Origin of the sequence: Enterobacter sp. Crenshaw, assembly GCF_024734705.1 — a bacterium.
GTDB lineage: Bacteria > Pseudomonadota > Gammaproteobacteria > Enterobacterales > Enterobacteriaceae > Enterobacter > Enterobacter asburiae_B.
The window spans coordinates 1392511-1409985 of sequence record NZ_CP102932.1; the positions used below are offsets into that span (position 1 = coordinate 1392511).

Genomic DNA, 17475 nt, shown 5'->3' on the forward strand with positions numbered 1-17475 from the left:
ACACCACATTCGCGATGGCTGAGGGGCGGGTATAACTATCGGGTACCCAATCGACATGCGAGGAATAACTTATGCGTTATCAAAAACTGGGCAACACCGGTCTGTTTGTTTCTGAACTGTGCCTCGGCACCATGACCTTTGGCGGTGAGGGCGGCATGTGGGGCAAGATTGGCCAGCTCCAGCAAAGTGAAGCCGAGCAGCTGGTGGGCCGCGCGCTGGATGCCGGGATCAACTTTATCGACACCGCGGACGTTTACTCGGAAGGACGCTCGGAGGAGATCACCGGTCAGGCGCTGAAAAACCTGAAGATCCCTCGCGAGAACGTGGTGGTCGCGACGAAAGTGTTCGGCGAAACGGGAACGGCAGGGGTGAACTCGCGCGGCAGCTCGCGCTATCACATCATCAGCAGCGTGAAGGAGAGCCTGCGCCGCCTGCAGCTCGATCATATCGATCTCTACCAGCTTCACGGCTTCGACCCCGCAACGCCGATTGAAGAGATGCTCTACGCGCTGGATAACCTGGTGCAGCACGGCCACGTGCGCTACATCGGCGTCTCTAACTGGGCGGCGTGGCAGATTGCCAAAGCGCTCGGTATTTCTGAACGTCTTGGGCTGGCGCGTTTCGCGTCGCTGCAGGCGTATTACACCATTGCCGGGCGCGATCTGGAGCGCGAGCTGGTACCGATGATGCAGAGCGAAGGCGTCGGGCTGATGGTCTGGAGCCCGCTGGCAGGCGGTCTGCTGAGCGGAAAATATGGCCGCGACGGGCAGAGTGAAGCTGGCGGTCGTCGTCTGGAGTTTGACTTCCCGCCTGTGAACAAAGAACGCGCCTTCGACTGCGTGGACGTGATGCGCACTCTCGCCGAAAGCAAGGGCGTCTCCGTCGCGCAAATCGCGCTGGCCTGGCTGCTGCATCAGAAAGCGGTGACCAGCGTCATCATTGGCGCGAAACGCGTCGAACAGCTGGACGACAATATCGCCGCGACCGGGATCCGACTGAGCGAAGACGAGCTTAAGCAGCTTGATGCGGTGAGCGCGCTGCCGCGCGAATACCCGGGCTGGATGCTGGAGCGGCAGGGGGAATATCGCCGCAATCAGCTCGCGCAACAATAACCTTCCTTGCCCCGGTAGTGCATCGCTAACCGGGGCTTTTTTTCCCGCATTGCTCACAAAAAACGATCCTCCTCTTTGATCCCCATTTCATCTTCGCCTATATGACTAGTCATGAAATTTTAAATGACTAGTCATATAGGGAGAGAGCATGAACAATTCGCTGCCGGCCAATTTTTTATGGGGCAACTCGGTGTCCAGCATGCAGACGGAAGGGGCATGGAACGAGGGCGGGAAAGGGATGTCGGTGTACGACATTCGCGAAGCCGGGGAGAACGTCTCCGACTGGAAAGTCGCGACCGACTCCTACCACCGCTACCGGGAAGATTTCGACCTGATGCAAGATCTGGGCATGAACTGCTATCGCTTTCAGATCTCATGGAGCCGCGTCTGCCCGCAGGGCGACGGCGCGTTCAACGACGAGGGCATCGCGTTTTACGACCGCTTTATTGACGATCTCATCGCCCGCGGCATCGAGCCGATGGTCTGCCTGTACCACTTCGATATGCCGCTGGCGCTGGCGCAGGAGTACAACGGCTTCAACGACCGCCGCGTGATGGAGGCCTTTATCCGCTACGGCAAAAAGATGATCGACTGCTATGGCGACCGCGTGAAGTACTGGCTGACCTTCAACGAGCAGAACATCTTCCATATGCCTGAAGCGTTCCGCATTTCCGGCTATATGCACGGTGAGAAAACCCTGCGCGAGCTGTACGAGCTGCAGCACCATACGATGGTGGCGCACATGGCGCTGACCGAATATCTGCATCAGACCAGACCGGGCCAGCTGATGGGCGGCATGCTGGCGCACCAGCTGATCTACCCGGCCACCTGCAAACCGCGCGATATCTTCTGCGCCCAGCAGTACGACGAGTTCCTCAACCAGAACCTGCTGCGCGTCTTCGCAGGGCAGGGCTACAGCCCGGCGGTGATGGCGGTGGTGGAGCAGGAGGGCTTTGGCGATATCTACCGCGCCGAGGATTTAGCGCTGCTGGCGCGGACTAAAAACGACTATATGGCCTTCAGCTACTACGCCAGCAAAACGCTGGACAGCGATGCGATCCCGGAAGGCACGCCGGTGAACTATTACCTGCTGCACGGCGAGAAAAACAATCCGTACCTGAAGGCCACCGAGTGGAACTGGCAGATCGATCCGCTGGGCTTTCGCACCATCATCACCCGCTACGCCAACGACTGGCGGATGCCGGTCTTCCCGATCGAAAACGGCATCGGGGTGATTGAGTCCTGGGACGGCGTCAATCCGATCGAGGACACCTACCGCATCGACTACCACCGGGCGCATATCAATGCCATGAAGGAGGCGATGTTCGAGGACGGGGCAGAGGTGATCGGCTACCTCGGCTGGGGGTTAATCGACATTCTCAGCTCCCAGGGCGACATGCGTAAGCGCTACGGCGTGGTCTATGTCAACCGTGAAAACCATGACCTGAAAGACCTGAAGCGCGTGCCGAAGAAGAGCTACGCGTGGTTAAAACAGGTTATCCATACCAACGGACGCGAGATGTAAGCCGTACGCTGCCGGGCCGTTTTTGTGACTGATTGATGGGAACTATCCGCTATGTCTGAAACAAAAATAACACCGCACATGCAGTCTTTTGTCGATAAATTTGTAGAGTTCTCGGCGCGCCTGGCTAATCAGGTGCACCTGCGCTCCCTGCGCGACGCTTTCGCCACGGTGATGCCCATCTTCATCCTCGCCGGTCTGGCGGTGCTGGTGAACAACGTGGTATTTCCGTGGATTTTTCACGGCGACACGCTCGCGCAGTTTAAGGTATGGGGCGAGGCGATTATCAACGGCACGCTGAACATCGCCGCGCTGCTGCTGGCTCCGATGATTGCCTGGTCGCTGGCGCGCAACAAAGATTTCGACAATCCGGTCTCGGCAGTGGTTATCGCCGTCAGCAGCTTCATCATCATGATGCCGATGCGCCTGCAGATTACGCCCGTCGGCAGCGATGCCGCGGTGAACGTCACCCAGGTGCTGACGTTCACCAATATTGGCTCAACCGGGATTTTCGCCGGGGTGCTGATCGGGCTGCTCTCAACGGAACTGTTTATCGCCATTTCGCGCCTGAAGGCGCTGCACATTTCCCTCGGGGAAAACGTGCCTCCGGCGGTGAGCAAATCCTTTACCGCGCTGATCCCGACCATTCTCACGCTCTCCCTGTTCGCGGTGTTGGCGGCGATACTGGCAAACGTGCTGCACACGGACCTGATCCATCTTATTACCACCTTTATCCAGCAGCCGCTGCGGCTGATCAACACCAGCCTGCCGGGGACGATTTTTATCTACAGCTTCGGTAACTTCCTGTTCACGCTCGGTATTCATCAGTCAGTCGTTAACAGCGTGGTGCTGGAGCCGTTCCTGCTGATCAACACCAACGAGAACATGCTGGCCTTCGCCAACGGTCAGCCCATCCCGCATATCATCAACAACATCTTCGTGCCGACGTTTGGCATGGTGGGCGGCACGGGCAGCACGATCTCGCTGCTGATCGCCATCTTTATCTTCTCCCGACAAAAGTCGGCGAAGCAGGTGGCGCGTCTGTCGCTGGCGCCCGGTCTGTTCAACATCAACGAGCCAGTGATTTTCGGCCTGCCGATCGTGTTTAACCTGCCGCTGATGATCCCGTTTGTGCTGCTGCCCGCCATCGGCATTTACTTCGCCTGGCTCTGTACCACGCTGGGGCTAATGTCGCGCTGCGTGGTGATGATCCCGTGGACCACGCCGCCCATTCTCAGCGCCTGGCTGGCCACGGCGGGGGACTGGCGGGCGGTGGTGGTGCAGTTGGCAATCATCGTATTTGGTGTATTCTTCTACCTGCCTTTCCTCAAGATTGCCGAGAGAGTGGCGTTGAAAAACAGCGGGATAGAAAACTAACTGAAAGGAAGAACGATGGCGGCGAAGTACATCACCATAGCGCGGGAAATTAAGAAACGCATTATCAGCCAGCAGTACGCCGCCAATGAACCCCTGCCGGACCAGTTTGCGCTGGCGGCGGAGTTCAACTCCAGCCGGATGACCATTCAGCAGGCGATGCGCCAGCTGATCGTCGAAGGTCTGGTCTATACCCGCCAGGGCCAGGGCACGTTCATCCGCAAAAACTTCCTTCAGCTCTCGCAGTGGGACCTCTCCGGCAGCGACTACTTTGGCGCGACCAAAACCTGGGCGCATCTGGGCACGGTGACCAGCCGGGTAGTGCATTTCGAGCTGCGCTTCCCGAACGAAAAAGAGCAGGCGTCGCTGATGATTAACGCCGATGCGCCGATCTATGACTTCATTCGCCTCCGTTTGCTGAACGGCGAACCGATGTCGCTGGATTCCACGGTGATGCCGATGAATCTGGTGCCGGGCCTGACGAAAAACCATCTTGAAGGTTCAGTGTTCCAGTACGTGCAGGAGACGCTGGGGCTGAAAATTATGGGGTCGTATCGGGTTGTGCGGGCGCTTAAGCCCAACGCGCTGGACAGGGAGCATCTGGTCTGCGAGCAGACCGATCCCGTCCTGGAAGTGGAGCAGGTGATTTATCTGGAGGACGGCACGCCGCTGGAGTATGCCCACTGCCACTATCGGTACGACCACGGCGGGATCGTGATCGTGAATAACGGATAAAAAAAAGCGGGCAACGAGGCCCGCTTTTTTAATGCTTCGCTATCAGTTCAAACGCACCGGCATACCGGAGCGGTTCTGCACGGCCTGGTCAACAATCGCCGTTTCTACGTCTGGCTGAGAAGTCACCGCCTGCACCGCGCTGTTCAGCGTAACAGGGACGATTTCGTTGTTGTTGATCTGGTCTTCGCTGGTGGACAGCGGGTTGTGCACTTCGATGTAACGGCTGCCGTCTGGCTCAGAGGTCGCCTTCACCGGTTCGTTGATGAACTGCACGCGCGTACCGACCGGCACGTTTTCGAACAGGAATTTGATGTCGTCGTTACGCAGGCGCACGCAGCCGTGGCTTACGCGCAGGCCGATACCGAAGTTGGCGTTGGTACCGTGGATAGCGTACAGACGGCCAATGTACAGCGCGTACAGACCCATTGGGTTATCCGGGCCTGCCGGTACAACGGCTGGCAGCGGTTCGCCCGCAGCGATGTATTCCGCGTGCATTTTGGCAGTCGGCGTCCAGGTTGGGCCCGCTTTCTTACGCTCAACTTTGGTGGTCCAGTTCATTGGGGTGTCTTTACCCAGCTGGCCGATACCGATTGGCAGCACGATAACGGTGTTGGTGCCTTTCGGGTAGTAATACAGACGCATTTCGGCGCTGTTAATCACGATACCTTCATGAACGGTATCCGGCAGGATCAGCTGCTGAGGAATATTCAGCACGGTGCCCGCTTTCGGCAGATACGGGTCAACGCCCGGGTTCGCTTCCAGCATGTTAGACAGGCCCAGCTGGTACTGCGCAGCGAAATACTCCAGTGGCTGAGAGTTACCTTCTGGTACCGTCACAACCTGGTTCTGGCCTACCAGACGGCTACCGTCTGTTGGCAGGGGATACGTCACCGCAGACGCGGTCTTACAAAAACCTACTACGGCTAACGCCGCCGCTAAAAGCGTTGTTAATTTCATGTTCATGTTGTGCGAGGTATCTAAGCCATTCTGGCGATGAGTTGATAAGTCTGAATCTGTGATGGGAGCGCATTATATGTGCATTCCCGCTAACAGGGAATTCAGATGTGTACGAAATCACATTTTTTTCGATTTTGTTAAAGTTTAGTGGATTGCCGCAACACGGGATCTCAATTCGGAATTGTGGCATAATGCCGTGTTTATCACACTTTTCGCAGGAATCTCCCCGTGTTAGTTACCAGCAACGTCACTATGCAGTTTGGCAGTAAGCCGCTGTTCGAAAACATTTCCGTCAAATTTGGCGGCGGCAACCGTTACGGCCTGATTGGTGCCAACGGTAGCGGAAAATCCACCTTTATGAAGATCCTCGGCGGTGACCTGGAGCCGACGCTCGGTAACGTATCGCTCGACCCTAACGAGCGTATCGGTAAGCTGCGTCAGGATCAGTTCGCCTTCGAAGAGTTCACCGTGCTCGACACCGTGATCATGGGGCATGGGGAACTGTGGGAAGTGAAGCAGGAGCGCGATCGCATCTACGCGCTGGCCGAAATGAGCGAAGAAGACGGCTATAAAGTAGCCGATCTGGAAACGCAGTACGGCGAGATGGACGGCTACTCTGCGGAAGCGCGCGCGGGCGAGCTGCTGCTCGGCGTGGGTATTCCTGTTGAACAACATTACGGCCCGATGAGCGAAGTTGCGCCAGGCTGGAAGCTGCGCGTGCTGCTGGCACAGGCGCTGTTCTCTAACCCGGACATCCTGCTGCTCGACGAACCGACGAACAACCTGGACATCGACACCATCCGCTGGCTGGAGCAGACGCTGAACGATCGCGACAGCACCATGATCATCATTTCGCACGACCGTCACTTCCTGAACATGGTCTGTACGCACATGGCGGATCTGGACTACGGCGAGCTGCGCGTTTACCCGGGCAACTATGACGAGTACATGACGGCGGCCACCCAGGCGCGTGAACGTCTGCTGGCGGATAACGCCAAGAAGAAAGCGCAGATTGCTGACCTGCAGTCCTTCGTCAGCCGCTTTAGCGCCAACGCCTCTAAGTCGCGTCAGGCGACCTCGCGTGCGCGTCAGATCGACAAAATCAAGCTGGACGAAGTCAAAGCCTCCAGCCGTCAGAACCCGTTCATCCGCTTCGAGCAAGACAAGAAGCTGTTCCGTAACGCGCTGGAAGTGGAAGCCCTTGAAAAAGGCTTTGAGAACGGTCCGCTGTTTAAAAAATTCAACCTGCTGCTGGAAGTGGGCGAGAAGATTGCCATCCTCGGTGCCAACGGCGTGGGTAAATCCACCATGCTGAAAACCCTGGTCGGCGAACTGCAGCCGGATAACGGCACCGTGAAGTGGTCTGAAAACGCGCAGATTGGCTACTACGCGCAGGACCATGAATATGAGTTCGAAAACGACCTCACCGTCTTCGACTGGATGAGCCAGTGGAAGCAGGAAGGCGACGACGAGCAGGCGGTGCGCAGCATCCTGGGTCGTCTGCTTTTCAGCCAGGACGACATCAAAAAGCCGGCTAAGGTGCTCTCCGGTGGTGAGAAGGGCCGCATGCTGTTCGGCAAGCTGATGATGGAAAAACCAAACATCCTGGTGATGGACGAACCGACCAACCACCTGGACATGGAATCTATCGAATCCCTGAACATGGCGCTGGAGATGTATCAGGGTACCCTGATCTTCGTCTCTCACGACCGTGAGTTCGTCAGCTCGCTGGCGACCCGCGTGATCGAAATTACGCCAGAGCGCGTGGTGGACTTCACCGGTAATTACGAAGATTACCTGCGCAGTAAAGGTATCGACGGCTAAAAAAAAGCCCGGTGGCGCTACGCTTACCGGGCCTACGTTCTATTCCCTCTCCCCGTGGGAGAGGGTTAGGGTGAGGGCATCAGGCCGCACTAGACCACCCACTCGCCCCCTTCGACCCCGTTCACCAGCAGCGAACGTTTTTCCCCTGCAGGCAGCGACACCTTAAGCGATTTCCACGCCGGACGATAATCCCCGCGCGCGTTGACCTTCAGGTTGATGGTTGCGCCGTCGCACACCATTTCCCACTCCACCCACAGCGCGTTGCCGTTCTGGTAGCCCCAGCTTTCGCCGTCGTCTTCAAACAGCATTCCGGTGGTCGTGCCGACGCCCTTCACCGGGAACAGCTTCAGCTCGCGGGTCGTATCGTTTTCGGCACTCACATGCGTAATGCGTTCGCTCAGCGGCAGAGCGGCACCGGCGCGCACCAGCAGCGGCAGTTTTTCCAGCGGCGCGTCGAGGACGATTGACTGGCCGCCCGCATACCACGCGTGGGTGTAAAAATCATACCAGCCGGTGGCGTTATCCGGCAGCCAGACGCGGCGCTCGCGCTGCCCGGCTTCGACGACGCTGGCGACCAGCAGGTCGCGGCCCAGCAGGAAGTCATCGCACTCCTCAAACGTCTGCGCATCATGCTCGTGATCGAGGAAGGTCGGGCGCAGCATCGGCTCGTCGTCGGCGTGCGCCTGCCAGAGCAGGGTATAGAGGTACGGCAGCAGGCGGTAGCGCAGCTCAACCGCACCGCGAATGGCTGGCGTGACGCCCGGGTACATCCACGGCTCGTTCACGGTGTGGTCATCGTTCCACGAGTGAATGGTAAAGCGCGGGTGCATCACGCCGTTCTGCACCCAGCGCACGAACAGCTCGGCGTCTGGCTTGTCGCCGGAGAAACCGCCGACGTCGTGACCGACGTTGAACAGACCGGACAGGCTCATGCCCAGACCCATGCGGATGTTATAGCGCAGGGTGTCCCAGCTGGTGCGGTTGTCGCCGCTCCAGGTCTGAACGTAGCGCTGCATCCCGGCGCAGCCGGAGCGGGAGATCAGGTACGGACGTTTTTCCGGCGCGAAACGCTGCTGCGCTTCCAGCGAGGCGCGCATCATCAGCAGCGGCATCACCGGGCGAATGTGCTTGATGGCGATCTCTTTGCCGAAGCCAAAGCAGCGCGCCTCCCCGTCCCACACTTCATATTCGTTGTTGTCGTTCCAGGTAGAGTCGATGCCCATCTCCAGCAGCTGCGTGGTCACGCCGTTCTGCCACCACTGCACCGTCTGCGGGTTGGTAAAGTCGAGGTGCGAGCCTTCGTCATCCCAGAAGCTGGAACGTTCCGGTGCATCGGTTTCTGAATCGCGAATGAACAGGCCGCTCTCCGCCACTTCGTTATAGCGCGGATGGTCCTGCAGCAGGCACGGCTTGATGTTTGCCGCCAGCTTCAGCCCCGCGTCGTGGAAGGCCTGGCTCATCACCTTCGGCTGCGGCACCTTGTCATAGTTCCAGTTGAAGACGTAGCGCTTGCCGTTGATAGAGGTATAGCCGGAGGAGAGCTGGAACGAGTCGCACGGAATGGCGTGCTCTTCGCACAGGCGGATGAAGTTCATCAGCTGGTTTTGCGCGTCCGGCGCGTCGGTGTAGTGCATGGTCGAGCCGCTGTAGCCCAGGCTCCATTTCGGTCCGAACAGCGTTTTCCCGGTCAGGCGCACGAAGGCTTTGGTGACGTCCAGCACGCGCTTGCCGGTAAAAATGTAGTAATCGATATCGCCCGCTTCCGCCTGCCAGCGACGGTAGGCGGTGTGGTAGTTGTCGATTTCGTTACCCAGATCCAGCCAGCAGCTGCTCAGGTTGTCGTAGAACAGGCCGTAGCTGACGTCGTCGCGGCGGGCGATAGTGAACGGAATATGCTTGTAGAGCGGGTCGGTGCTGGCCGCGTTGTACCCCATTGCGTCGAGGTTGCGCATCTCATAGCGCTTGCCGTTGCGCTGCAGATCGCCCGCTTTTTCGCCCAGGCCGTAGAAACGCTCGTCCTTGCGGCGGCTGAGGTAGTGCGCCACGCCGTCGCCGTGGGCGTTCAGCAGGTAGGCGCTGGTTGGACGGTCGTTGACCAGCGGCTGCCACTCGCCCGCCTCATTGCGGTAGTGCCACTCCAGCCACAGCGGCTGGTGGACCGTCACGCGCAGCTGTTCGGTTGCCACCGTGAGCGTCTCATCCTGTTGCGTCAGGGTCCAGGCCGGGCAGGAAAAACCGCTTATATTCTCACGACGGCGGCCTTCCCACGGCACGTCTTTTTCCGGCGCGATGCTCCAGGTGCGGTCCAGCGCCAGCTCGCCTTTGCGTTTAATCAGCACGCGGAACAGGTTCTCTTCCAGCACATACAGGCACAGGCGGTGCTGGTTATCGACCAGCAGTTCCAGATGGTTTGCCGACTGCGTATCAAGGGTCCAGTTTTTCAGGGTTTTCATATGCAATACATCCACTATCAGGCGCGCTTGGCGCGACGTTCAGCAATAAATGCTACCAGGAAGACAGCGCCAATCAGGTCAAAGAAGCCCATGGCAATAAAGAGCGGGTTAAAGCCGATTTTGTCGGCGGTCACGCCGATTAACAGCGAGAACAGGAAGCTGGCGATCCACGCCGCAGAGCCGCGCATGCCGTTGACGGTCGCCATCTGGCCTTTGTCGAACGACTCAACGACCAGGGCGCTCAGCATGCAGGAGATAATCTGGTGCCCGAAACCGCCGATGGAGATCAGCACGATGGTGATGTACGGGTCGCGGGTAATGGCCACGATGCCCAGCGAGATCATCAGAAACGCGCCCGTCACGGAGCTGGCAACGACCGAGTTAACGCGCGAGCAGCCGAACAGACGGGTGTACAGACGCGTCAGGTAGCCGCTCGCCACGCTGCCGAGGTCGGCGGCGAGGAACGGAAGCCAGGCAAACATCGCAATCTGCTTCAGATCCATGCCGTGCTCTTTGGCGAGGTACAGCGGCACCCAGAAGCTCAGCACTGCCCAGGCCGGTTCCGCCATAAAGGCCGGGATGGCGATACCGTAAAAGCGTTTGTTTTTCGAGACGGTTTTCAGCGCGGTCAGGAAGGGCAGTCTCACCGCAGGCGGTTCGTTATCCTGCTTGATGAACGCCAGCTCGTCCTTGCTCAGGTTCGGGTGCTGCTCCGGGTTGTGGTAGAACGCCCACCACAGGATCACCCACAGCAGCGCCAGCACGCCGGTAAACATAAATGCGCCCTGCCAGCCGAACGACGCGTGAGCGAAATAGATGATGGGCGGGGCCAGCATCGCGCCGATGGAGAAGCCCACGCCCGCCCAGCCGGCGGCAACGGGTCGCTCTGATTTCGGGAACCATTCGCCGATGGTTTTGGCGTTTGCCGGGGTAGCGGCGGCCTCAGAGGCACCCATAAAGAAGCGCAGAATAGCGAGGTGCAGCCAGCTTCCGGCGCCCGCGTGGAAAATACACATCAGCGCCCAGATCCCGGCGCAGACCATAAAGCCAATCTTCAGGCCGATGACGTCAATCAGCCAGCCGCACAGGGGCTGGAAAATGGTATAGGCGATCTGGAACGCACCGACGATCCAGGAGTATTGCTCGGTGGTGATCCCGAGGCTCTCTTTCAGTTCCGGGGCGAGGATCCCGAGTGAGTTACGGGTGATGTAGTTAACGGTGACGCCAAGTAAGAACAGCACCAGCACGTACCAGCGCAGGTTCTTGATGACGCGACGGGTTTTGCTTGTCGCTACGGTGTTATTGATGTCCTGACTCATTTCACTCTCCACAAGACGGACGGTAAGGGGACGGAGGTTCAGGTGTCACACGGATTTTTATGCCTTTGATTTATATCCGTTTAAAATGCTTAAGTTGGTATACAACTAGTATGGAAGTTGTGTGACAAGTTCACCTTAAGGAAGAAAATGAGTGGGCAAAAGTGGATTTTGTGCAAAATTTCTCATAACTGACGTATACCCTCTGGCATGATGGCCTTTATGTCAGCTATTGTCTGACCAATACGCTATGAAAATTTTTTCATTCCGCAAATGGAGCCAGATCACAAAATGGACAAAAGGCTAAAAATCACCGAAATCGCGGCCCGGACGCAGCTCTCGATCAGCACCGTGTCGCGAGTGCTGGCGGGAAAAGCGAATACCAGTGAAAAAGCGCGCGCAAAGGTGCTGGCGTGCGCGCGGGAGCTGGGGGTGATGGACGGCATGGCGGCAGGGCGTCTGCTGCTTAACAGCCTGGTGGTTTTTGCCCCGCAGCGGGCGTTTGACGAGCGGTCCGACATCTTTTACTACCGCGTGATCCAGAGCGTGAGTAAAGGCCTGGCGTCCCACGATGTGCGTCTTCGCTACTGCGCGCTGGAGGAGAACGACAGCGACGCCCAGCTGTTTCTGGCACGCATGAACGAAGCGGACACTCAGGCGGCAATCCTTCTTGGCATCGACGATCCCCATATCCAAGATCTGGCGGTGGATGTGGGTAAACCCTGCATGCTGATTAACTGCCGCGACCGGCACATGCGTCTGCCTGCCGTCGCGCCGGATCATCGCGCTATCGGCGAGCGGGCGGCGGAATATCTGTTCGAGATGGGACACCGTGAGGTGATGAACGTGCTGTGCCTGCGCCGCTACACCATGGAGCTGCGCCTGGCGGGGATCCGCGACGCGTGGCAGTCTCACAACCTGCAATTCAACGATAAACGCGATCTGCTGGTAGTGCCCAGCTTCAGCGCGCGCGAAACGGAACAGATGGTCAGCGGCTGGCTCAGTGAAGTGCAGGGGAAGGATTTACCTACCGCGTTCCTGGTCGGCGGCGATTTTATGGCGGCGGGCACCATTAGCGCATTACAAAACCACGGCCTGCGCGTGCCGCAGGACGTGTCGGTGATGAGCATTGACGGCTTTAACCTGGCGGCGATTCAGGATGTTCCATTAACGGCGGTGCACGTTCCGCGCGATGAGCTGGGAACCGAAGCGGTATATATGCTCCAGCAGCGGCTGATGCGCCCGGACGCGCCGGTGGGAACCTTGCTGCTTAACGGCACGCTGGCCGTGCGGGAATCGGTACGGCGGATACGTCAGGGGAAACGACGCACCGCCGTAGAGCGGGAAGGGCTGTACGACAGTTAAACCATGCCCAGCGCGCGCTTGCCGTGGATGTTGAGATCGTTCACGGTAAAGCGGTCCTGCCAGCTTTTTTCATAATCCTCGCGCGGGAAGTCTCCCGGCGACGCGCCGGTTTCAAGCGCTTCCTTGACCTTTTTCGCGTAGGCGAGGTTTTTCTCGCACATCGGCGCGGCAGGAATGTACATCACGTTGCCCCAGCCCTGCTGATTTTCCACCGGCGCGACGGAATGGATCACATCGCAGTGCCACCACACGGAATCGCCCGCCTCGAGTGCCGGAATGCTGGTCAGCGCCTCGATCAGCAGCGGGTGCCATTTCTCTGAAACCGGCAGCACGCGCCCCGGCGCCACGCCGCACAGCTCGTCTTCCGGCACGTCGTCCAGCAGCGGCCGCAGCAGAATGTAGGCCATCGCTTCCGGGATTGGCACCACGTGCAGCAGCCCCTGACCTGGGATCATATCCGACAGCGCCGTCCAGCCCTGGAAGGTGCGGAACACCGAGCATTTGGTGGTGTTATCGACGGTGTACTCTTCCACTTCGGTACGGTGCGCGGCGTTCCACGGATCGTATTTCTCAACGTTGCCGTCAAACACGCGGGCGAACACCTGTTGATAAGCCGGAAGCAGCCAGCGCTCCAGCGCGCCGGAGTCGGTATGTGCCCCAAGCCCTTTCGAGGTTGTTCCCGGCGGGCGGCGGCGGATACGGTCCGGGTAAATCACGCTCACGTCCGGGTCGAACCACTGTTTGCCGTTGCTCTCGAATGTCCACAAACGGTTCAGGAACGACTGCACCTGCGCCATCTCTTCGCTCTGGCGCGCCTGCATCTGCGCCTGAGACCAGTAAATCGGGTAAATCTCCGGACGAGAGGCCGTCAGGGTGCCGAAGAAGTTATCGCCCGGGCCTTTGTACACCTCGTCAAACTTGTTCAGATCGAGGTAGTCGAGCATCGACCGATCCCACGCCAGCGCCTGCTCGCGCGGGAAGTGACCTTTAATCACCGCGCAGCCGCGGCGTTTAACGGCCTCGCGCTGTGCGTCGGTAATGGTGCCGTTTTTCACATCCGCAAACGGGATCTCCGGCCAGACGGATTTGCCCTTGTTCTTAAGCGCGTTGATTTCCGCCACGCGGGTGGCAATTTTGTCGCTGAGCTTATTAAACACTGCCTGCACGTCGCCGATCTGCGCACGCAGCTCACGTTTTAACTGACGGATTGCCGCTTTGTGATCCGCTGGCAAGGTTTCACTGGTAAAGGTCATAACTGCCTCGCATCTTTCATTCGAAAGTAAAAATGTCTACAAGTGATACTTTAAGTTAAAAATAAGTTAATGCAAGTTTAAAAACTTGACGCAAGCCACAGGACGGAAAAAGAGTGAGAGGCCGGAGCGACGCTCCGGCGAGGAAAGGATCAGACGTCGAACGGGGAATGGTTGTCGAGCACGGTCTGAATGACGTTCAGCGCGCCCTGATGGTTGTTGTCGTCGGTGCCGTAGCGGCTGATTTCTTTGATGCTCTCTGCCGCGTTGCCCATCGCAAAGGAATATTTCACCAGCTTCAGCATCTCGGCATCGTTGCCGCTGTCGCCAATGGCCACGCACTCCTGCGGGGAGATTTTCCAGCGTTTCAGCAGACGGCTAATGCCGTTGGCCTTGTGCAGGCCGGGGATAATCAAATCCACGAATCCAAAGCCGCTGGTGACCGGCTTCATGATGCCGTCCAGGGAGACGTGCAGTTTATCCACCAGATTAGGGATATCGCTGTCCGGCAGGTTCAGGGAGAACTTAAACAGCACGTCGTCAATTTCGCGGTAATCGCTGATGCGCTTTAAGCGGTGATAGTGCTTTGACATCAGCGCCACGAATTCTTCAGGAGCCTGGTCGCTGACCCAGGCGCTCTCCAGCCCGCAGGCCACGAAGTTCAGCCCTTTGTCCTTCAGCAGTTCGCCAATCACGATCTGCGATTCATGACGCGTCAGCTCGCCGTGGAAAATCTGTTCGCCGCGATCGAACACCAGCGCGCCGTTTTCCGCCACGAAGGAGATCCTGTCTTTCAGCGCCGGAAAGAAGGAGATGAGCTGGTAATACTGGTTGCCGCTGGCGACAACGAATTCAATATCGCGGGCTTTAAGCTGTTCAAACTGTGCCTGGAAGCGGTCACGATCGTACTGCTTGGCATCATCAAGGAAAGTTCCGTCCATATCGGTGACGATAACTTTAACGGTCATACTGTGCTCCTGGGTCACTGCGTTTTGAAACATTCTAATAACAAGGTGACGGGGAGCACAAATTTAATTTCATTCGAAAGTAAAAGCAAAACGGCAACCGAGGTTGCCGTTGTTAGTGTTTTCTCCCTCTCCCCGTGGGAGAGGGTCGGGATGAGGGGATATGCCGTTACAGCGTATGCTCAGTACGGGCGATAATATCGTCCTGCGCATCCGGCGACAGGGCGGTGAAGAACGCCGAGTAGCCCGCGACGCGCACCACCAGGTCACGATACTGGTCAGGATGTTTCTTCGCTTCCAGCAGCGTTTCGCGCGAGACGATGTTGTACTGGATATGCCAGCCTTTATGCACCTCGAAGAAGGTGCGCAGCAGCACCATCAGCTTCTGGCGATCGCTGTCGTTTTCCAGCGTCGACGGGTTCAGCTTCTGGTTAAGCAGCACGCCGCCGAGAATAGCTTCCGTCGGCAGTTTACCCACCGAGCCAATTACCGCCGTCGGGCCGAGGTGGTCCGTACCGGAGGCCGGGCTTGCCCCTTCCGCCAGCGGGGTGTGCGCCTTACGTCCGTCCGGCGTGGCCATCGTTGCTGCGCCAAACGGCACGTTTGCGGAGATGGAAGAGGTGCCCGCGTAGTAGTTACCGCCAATCGGGCCGCGGCCGTAGCGCGGGTTGTGGTACTGCTTCAGCTCTTCGATGTAGGTCTGGTAGGCGCGCGTCAGCAGCATGTCCACGCTGTCGTCGTCGTTGCCGTACTTCGGCGCGCCGTTGATCAGACGCTGACGCAGCTGCTCGTGGGTCAGCCCGTCGAAGTCATCCGCCAGCGCCGCCGCCAGCTGCTGCTGACCAATAGTGCCCTGTTCGAACACCAGCTTCTTCACCGCAGCCAGGCTGTTGCCGAGGTTGGCGATGCCCACCTGCAGGCCGGAGACCCAGTCATACTTCGCGCCGCCCTGCTTGATGCTTTTCGCGCGCTCGATGCAGTCGTCCACCAGCGCCGAGCAGAGAATGTCGTGGACGTTCTCTTCCAGCATGGTGTCCACCACGTACTCAATCTCGATGGATTTGCGGGTGTAGTAGCGGATCTGGCTGTCCCACGCCGCCATCACTTCGTCGAAGTTGTCGAAGTTACCGGCGGAGAGCGCTTTCTCCTGCGGCAGGAACACCTTGCCGCTGGTGGCGTCGCGCCCGCCTTCCAGCGCGGCCAGCATCACGCGGGCGAAGTTGATAAAGCTCATGCCGGTGCAGCGGTAGCCCCACTTGCCGCCCACCGCGGTTTCGATACAGCCGATGGCCGCGTAGTCGTAGGCGTCGTCTCGTTCAACGCCGAGCTTGATGAATTCCGGAATGACGATTTCATCGTTGTTGAACGCGGGCATCCCGAAGCCGCAGCGGATCACCTGCACGCAGGCGTCGAGGAAGTCGTTGCTCATGCCCGCGTGGTAGCGCACGCTCAGGTTCGGCTGGGTGGAGCGCAGGCGGCCGCAGGATTCCAGAATCGCGTAGGAGAGCGGGTTCACCGCGTCCATCGGCTCACCGTTGACCAGCTTCTGGCCGCCGATGGTGACGTTCTGGTACAGCGGGCTACCGGCGGAAGCCTTGGAGTGCGAGCCGGAGCGGATTTTGTTCACTTCCAGCAGCTTCAGCCAGCAGCTGTGCAGCAGCTCGATAGCGTGTTCGCGGTCGAGGCTCTGGTTCAACTCGACGTCGCGGCGGTAGTACGGATAGAGATACTGGTCCATACGCGCGAAGGAGACGGAGTGGCCGTTTGACTCAATCTGCAGGATCAGCTGAATGAAGTAGCACAGCTGCAGCGCCTGCCAGAAGGTTTTTGGCGGCTCGTGGGCAATCACGTCGCAGTTTTCCGCCATCGCCAGCAGCTCGTCGCGGCGGCTTTCGCGGGTTTCGGTGGACGCCATTTCACGCGCCAGATCGGCAAAGCGTTTGATGTGCAGGCTTACGGCTTCCAGCACGATATCGATCGCCTTCAGGAACTGGTCGCCGTGCAGGTCTTCCAGCACCGTCAGGTTGATGCGCGTGCGGCGCTCGGCCACCTTAGCGCGCAGGCCGTCGAGGCCTTTTTCCAGCACCAGCGGGAAGTTGACCGCCAGGTGCGCGTCGCCGGAGGTCATGTTGCCTTCGGCTTTGATAATGCCGGTTTCCAGCAGGCCTTTTTGCTCGTCGGTGAACATGCCGTAGCAGCGGTCCTGCACCGTCTGGCCGCGCCACCACGGGCAGATGTCGTGCAGCACGCGCTTGTTCTCTTCGCTCACCGCAAAGCCCGCGCCCGGGCGGTCCGCCAGATCGTCAATCTCTTTCTCAATCCAGGAAACGGTGTATTCCGGGAAAATCGGCGCGGCGCGCACTTCGCTTGCCTGGTTACCGATAATCAGCTCGTCGTGTTTGATCCAGATGGTACGCTCGGCCAGGTGATGCGCCAGCGCCAGAGCGCGACGCACCGGGATCGGCTTGTCCATGTGCTGCTGGTACATTTCGGTGTAATGCTGGGCGCGCTCGGTACAGACCGGCGGCTTAACGATATGCACCAGCGCCGTTTTGTGCGCTTTAATGCGCTCGCTGAGGGTGTTGAGATTCAGGGTTGTCAT

The 17475-nt window shown here is 58.6% G+C and carries 12 protein-coding genes; 6 read left to right on the forward strand and 6 right to left on the reverse strand.

The annotated features are described in order from the left end of the window. Window positions 1-71: 71 nt before the first annotated feature. The 4 genes from NWV12_RS06555 to NWV12_RS06570 all read left to right on the forward strand — a co-directional run bounded on the left by NWV12_RS06555 (window position 72) and on the right by NWV12_RS06570 (window position 4743). Window positions 72-1112: an aldo/keto reductase gene (locus NWV12_RS06555; protein WP_033145005.1), complete on the forward strand. Its 1041-nt coding sequence runs from the start codon at window positions 72-74 to the stop codon at window positions 1110-1112. 148 nt (window positions 1113-1260) lie between these two features. After that, entirely contained in the window at window positions 1261-2637 is a 1377-nt protein-coding gene (locus tag NWV12_RS06560) for a glycoside hydrolase family 1 protein (protein WP_045887588.1), read from the forward strand. A gap of 51 nt (window positions 2638-2688) precedes the next feature. Continuing rightward, the gene (locus NWV12_RS06565; protein ID WP_047061446.1) at window positions 2689-4011 is read left to right on the forward strand and encodes a PTS sugar transporter subunit IIC; all 1323 of its coding nucleotides are present in this window, start codon (window positions 2689-2691) and stop codon (window positions 4009-4011) included. A gap of 15 nt (window positions 4012-4026) precedes the next feature. Beyond that, the gene (locus NWV12_RS06570; RefSeq protein ID WP_048976797.1) at window positions 4027-4743 is read left to right on the forward strand and encodes a GntR family transcriptional regulator; all 717 of its coding nucleotides are present in this window, start codon (window positions 4027-4029) and stop codon (window positions 4741-4743) included. 42 nt (window positions 4744-4785) lie between these two features. Here NWV12_RS06570 and ldtB read toward each other — a convergent pair whose 3' ends face one another. After that, the gene (ldtB, locus tag NWV12_RS06575; protein WP_023310896.1) at window positions 4786-5706 is read right to left on the reverse strand and encodes a L,D-transpeptidase; all 921 of its coding nucleotides are present in this window, start codon (window positions 5704-5706) and stop codon (window positions 4786-4788) included. A 222-nt stretch (window positions 5707-5928) separates the two neighbouring features. Between ldtB and NWV12_RS06580 the strand changes: the two genes are divergently transcribed. Beyond that, the gene (locus NWV12_RS06580) at window positions 5929-7524 is read left to right on the forward strand and encodes an ABC-F family ATPase (RefSeq protein ID WP_045887590.1); all 1596 of its coding nucleotides are present in this window, start codon (window positions 5929-5931) and stop codon (window positions 7522-7524) included. 89 nt (window positions 7525-7613) lie between these two features. Here NWV12_RS06580 and NWV12_RS06585 read toward each other — a convergent pair whose 3' ends face one another. Both NWV12_RS06585 and NWV12_RS06590 read right to left on the reverse strand, forming a co-directional pair. Continuing rightward, a complete protein-coding gene (locus NWV12_RS06585) occupies window positions 7614-9977 on the reverse strand; it encodes a glycoside hydrolase family 31 protein (RefSeq protein ID WP_048979643.1) in 2364 nt (787 codons plus the stop codon). Between the two features lie 17 nt (window positions 9978-9994). Then, window positions 9995-11296: an MFS transporter gene (locus tag NWV12_RS06590; protein ID WP_023335029.1), complete on the reverse strand. Its 1302-nt coding sequence runs from the start codon at window positions 11294-11296 to the stop codon at window positions 9995-9997. A 288-nt stretch (window positions 11297-11584) separates the two neighbouring features. Here NWV12_RS06590 and NWV12_RS06595 point away from each other — a divergent pair, with 288 nt between their 5' ends. After that, window positions 11585-12658: a LacI family DNA-binding transcriptional regulator gene (locus tag NWV12_RS06595; protein ID WP_048979644.1), complete on the forward strand. Its 1074-nt coding sequence runs from the start codon at window positions 11585-11587 to the stop codon at window positions 12656-12658. Here NWV12_RS06595 and NWV12_RS06600 read toward each other — a convergent pair. The 3 genes from NWV12_RS06600 to NWV12_RS06610 all read right to left on the reverse strand — a co-directional run bounded on the left by NWV12_RS06600 (window position 12655) and on the right by NWV12_RS06610 (window position 17475). After that, complete coding sequence (locus tag NWV12_RS06600; protein ID WP_048979646.1) at window positions 12655-13911, reverse strand: DUF1479 domain-containing protein; 1257 nt, start codon at window positions 13909-13911, stop codon at window positions 12655-12657. The genes NWV12_RS06595 and NWV12_RS06600 overlap by 4 nt on opposite strands. A 149-nt stretch (window positions 13912-14060) precedes the next feature. Continuing rightward, window positions 14061-14876, reverse strand: a complete 816-nt coding sequence (locus tag NWV12_RS06605) for a Cof-type HAD-IIB family hydrolase (protein ID WP_048979647.1) — start codon at window positions 14874-14876, stop codon at window positions 14061-14063. Between the two features lie 166 nt (window positions 14877-15042). Continuing rightward, window positions 15043-17475 (reverse strand): formate C-acetyltransferase/glycerol dehydratase family glycyl radical enzyme, encoded by a 2433-nt coding sequence (locus tag NWV12_RS06610; RefSeq protein ID WP_048979648.1) that lies wholly within the window; start codon window positions 17473-17475, stop codon window positions 15043-15045.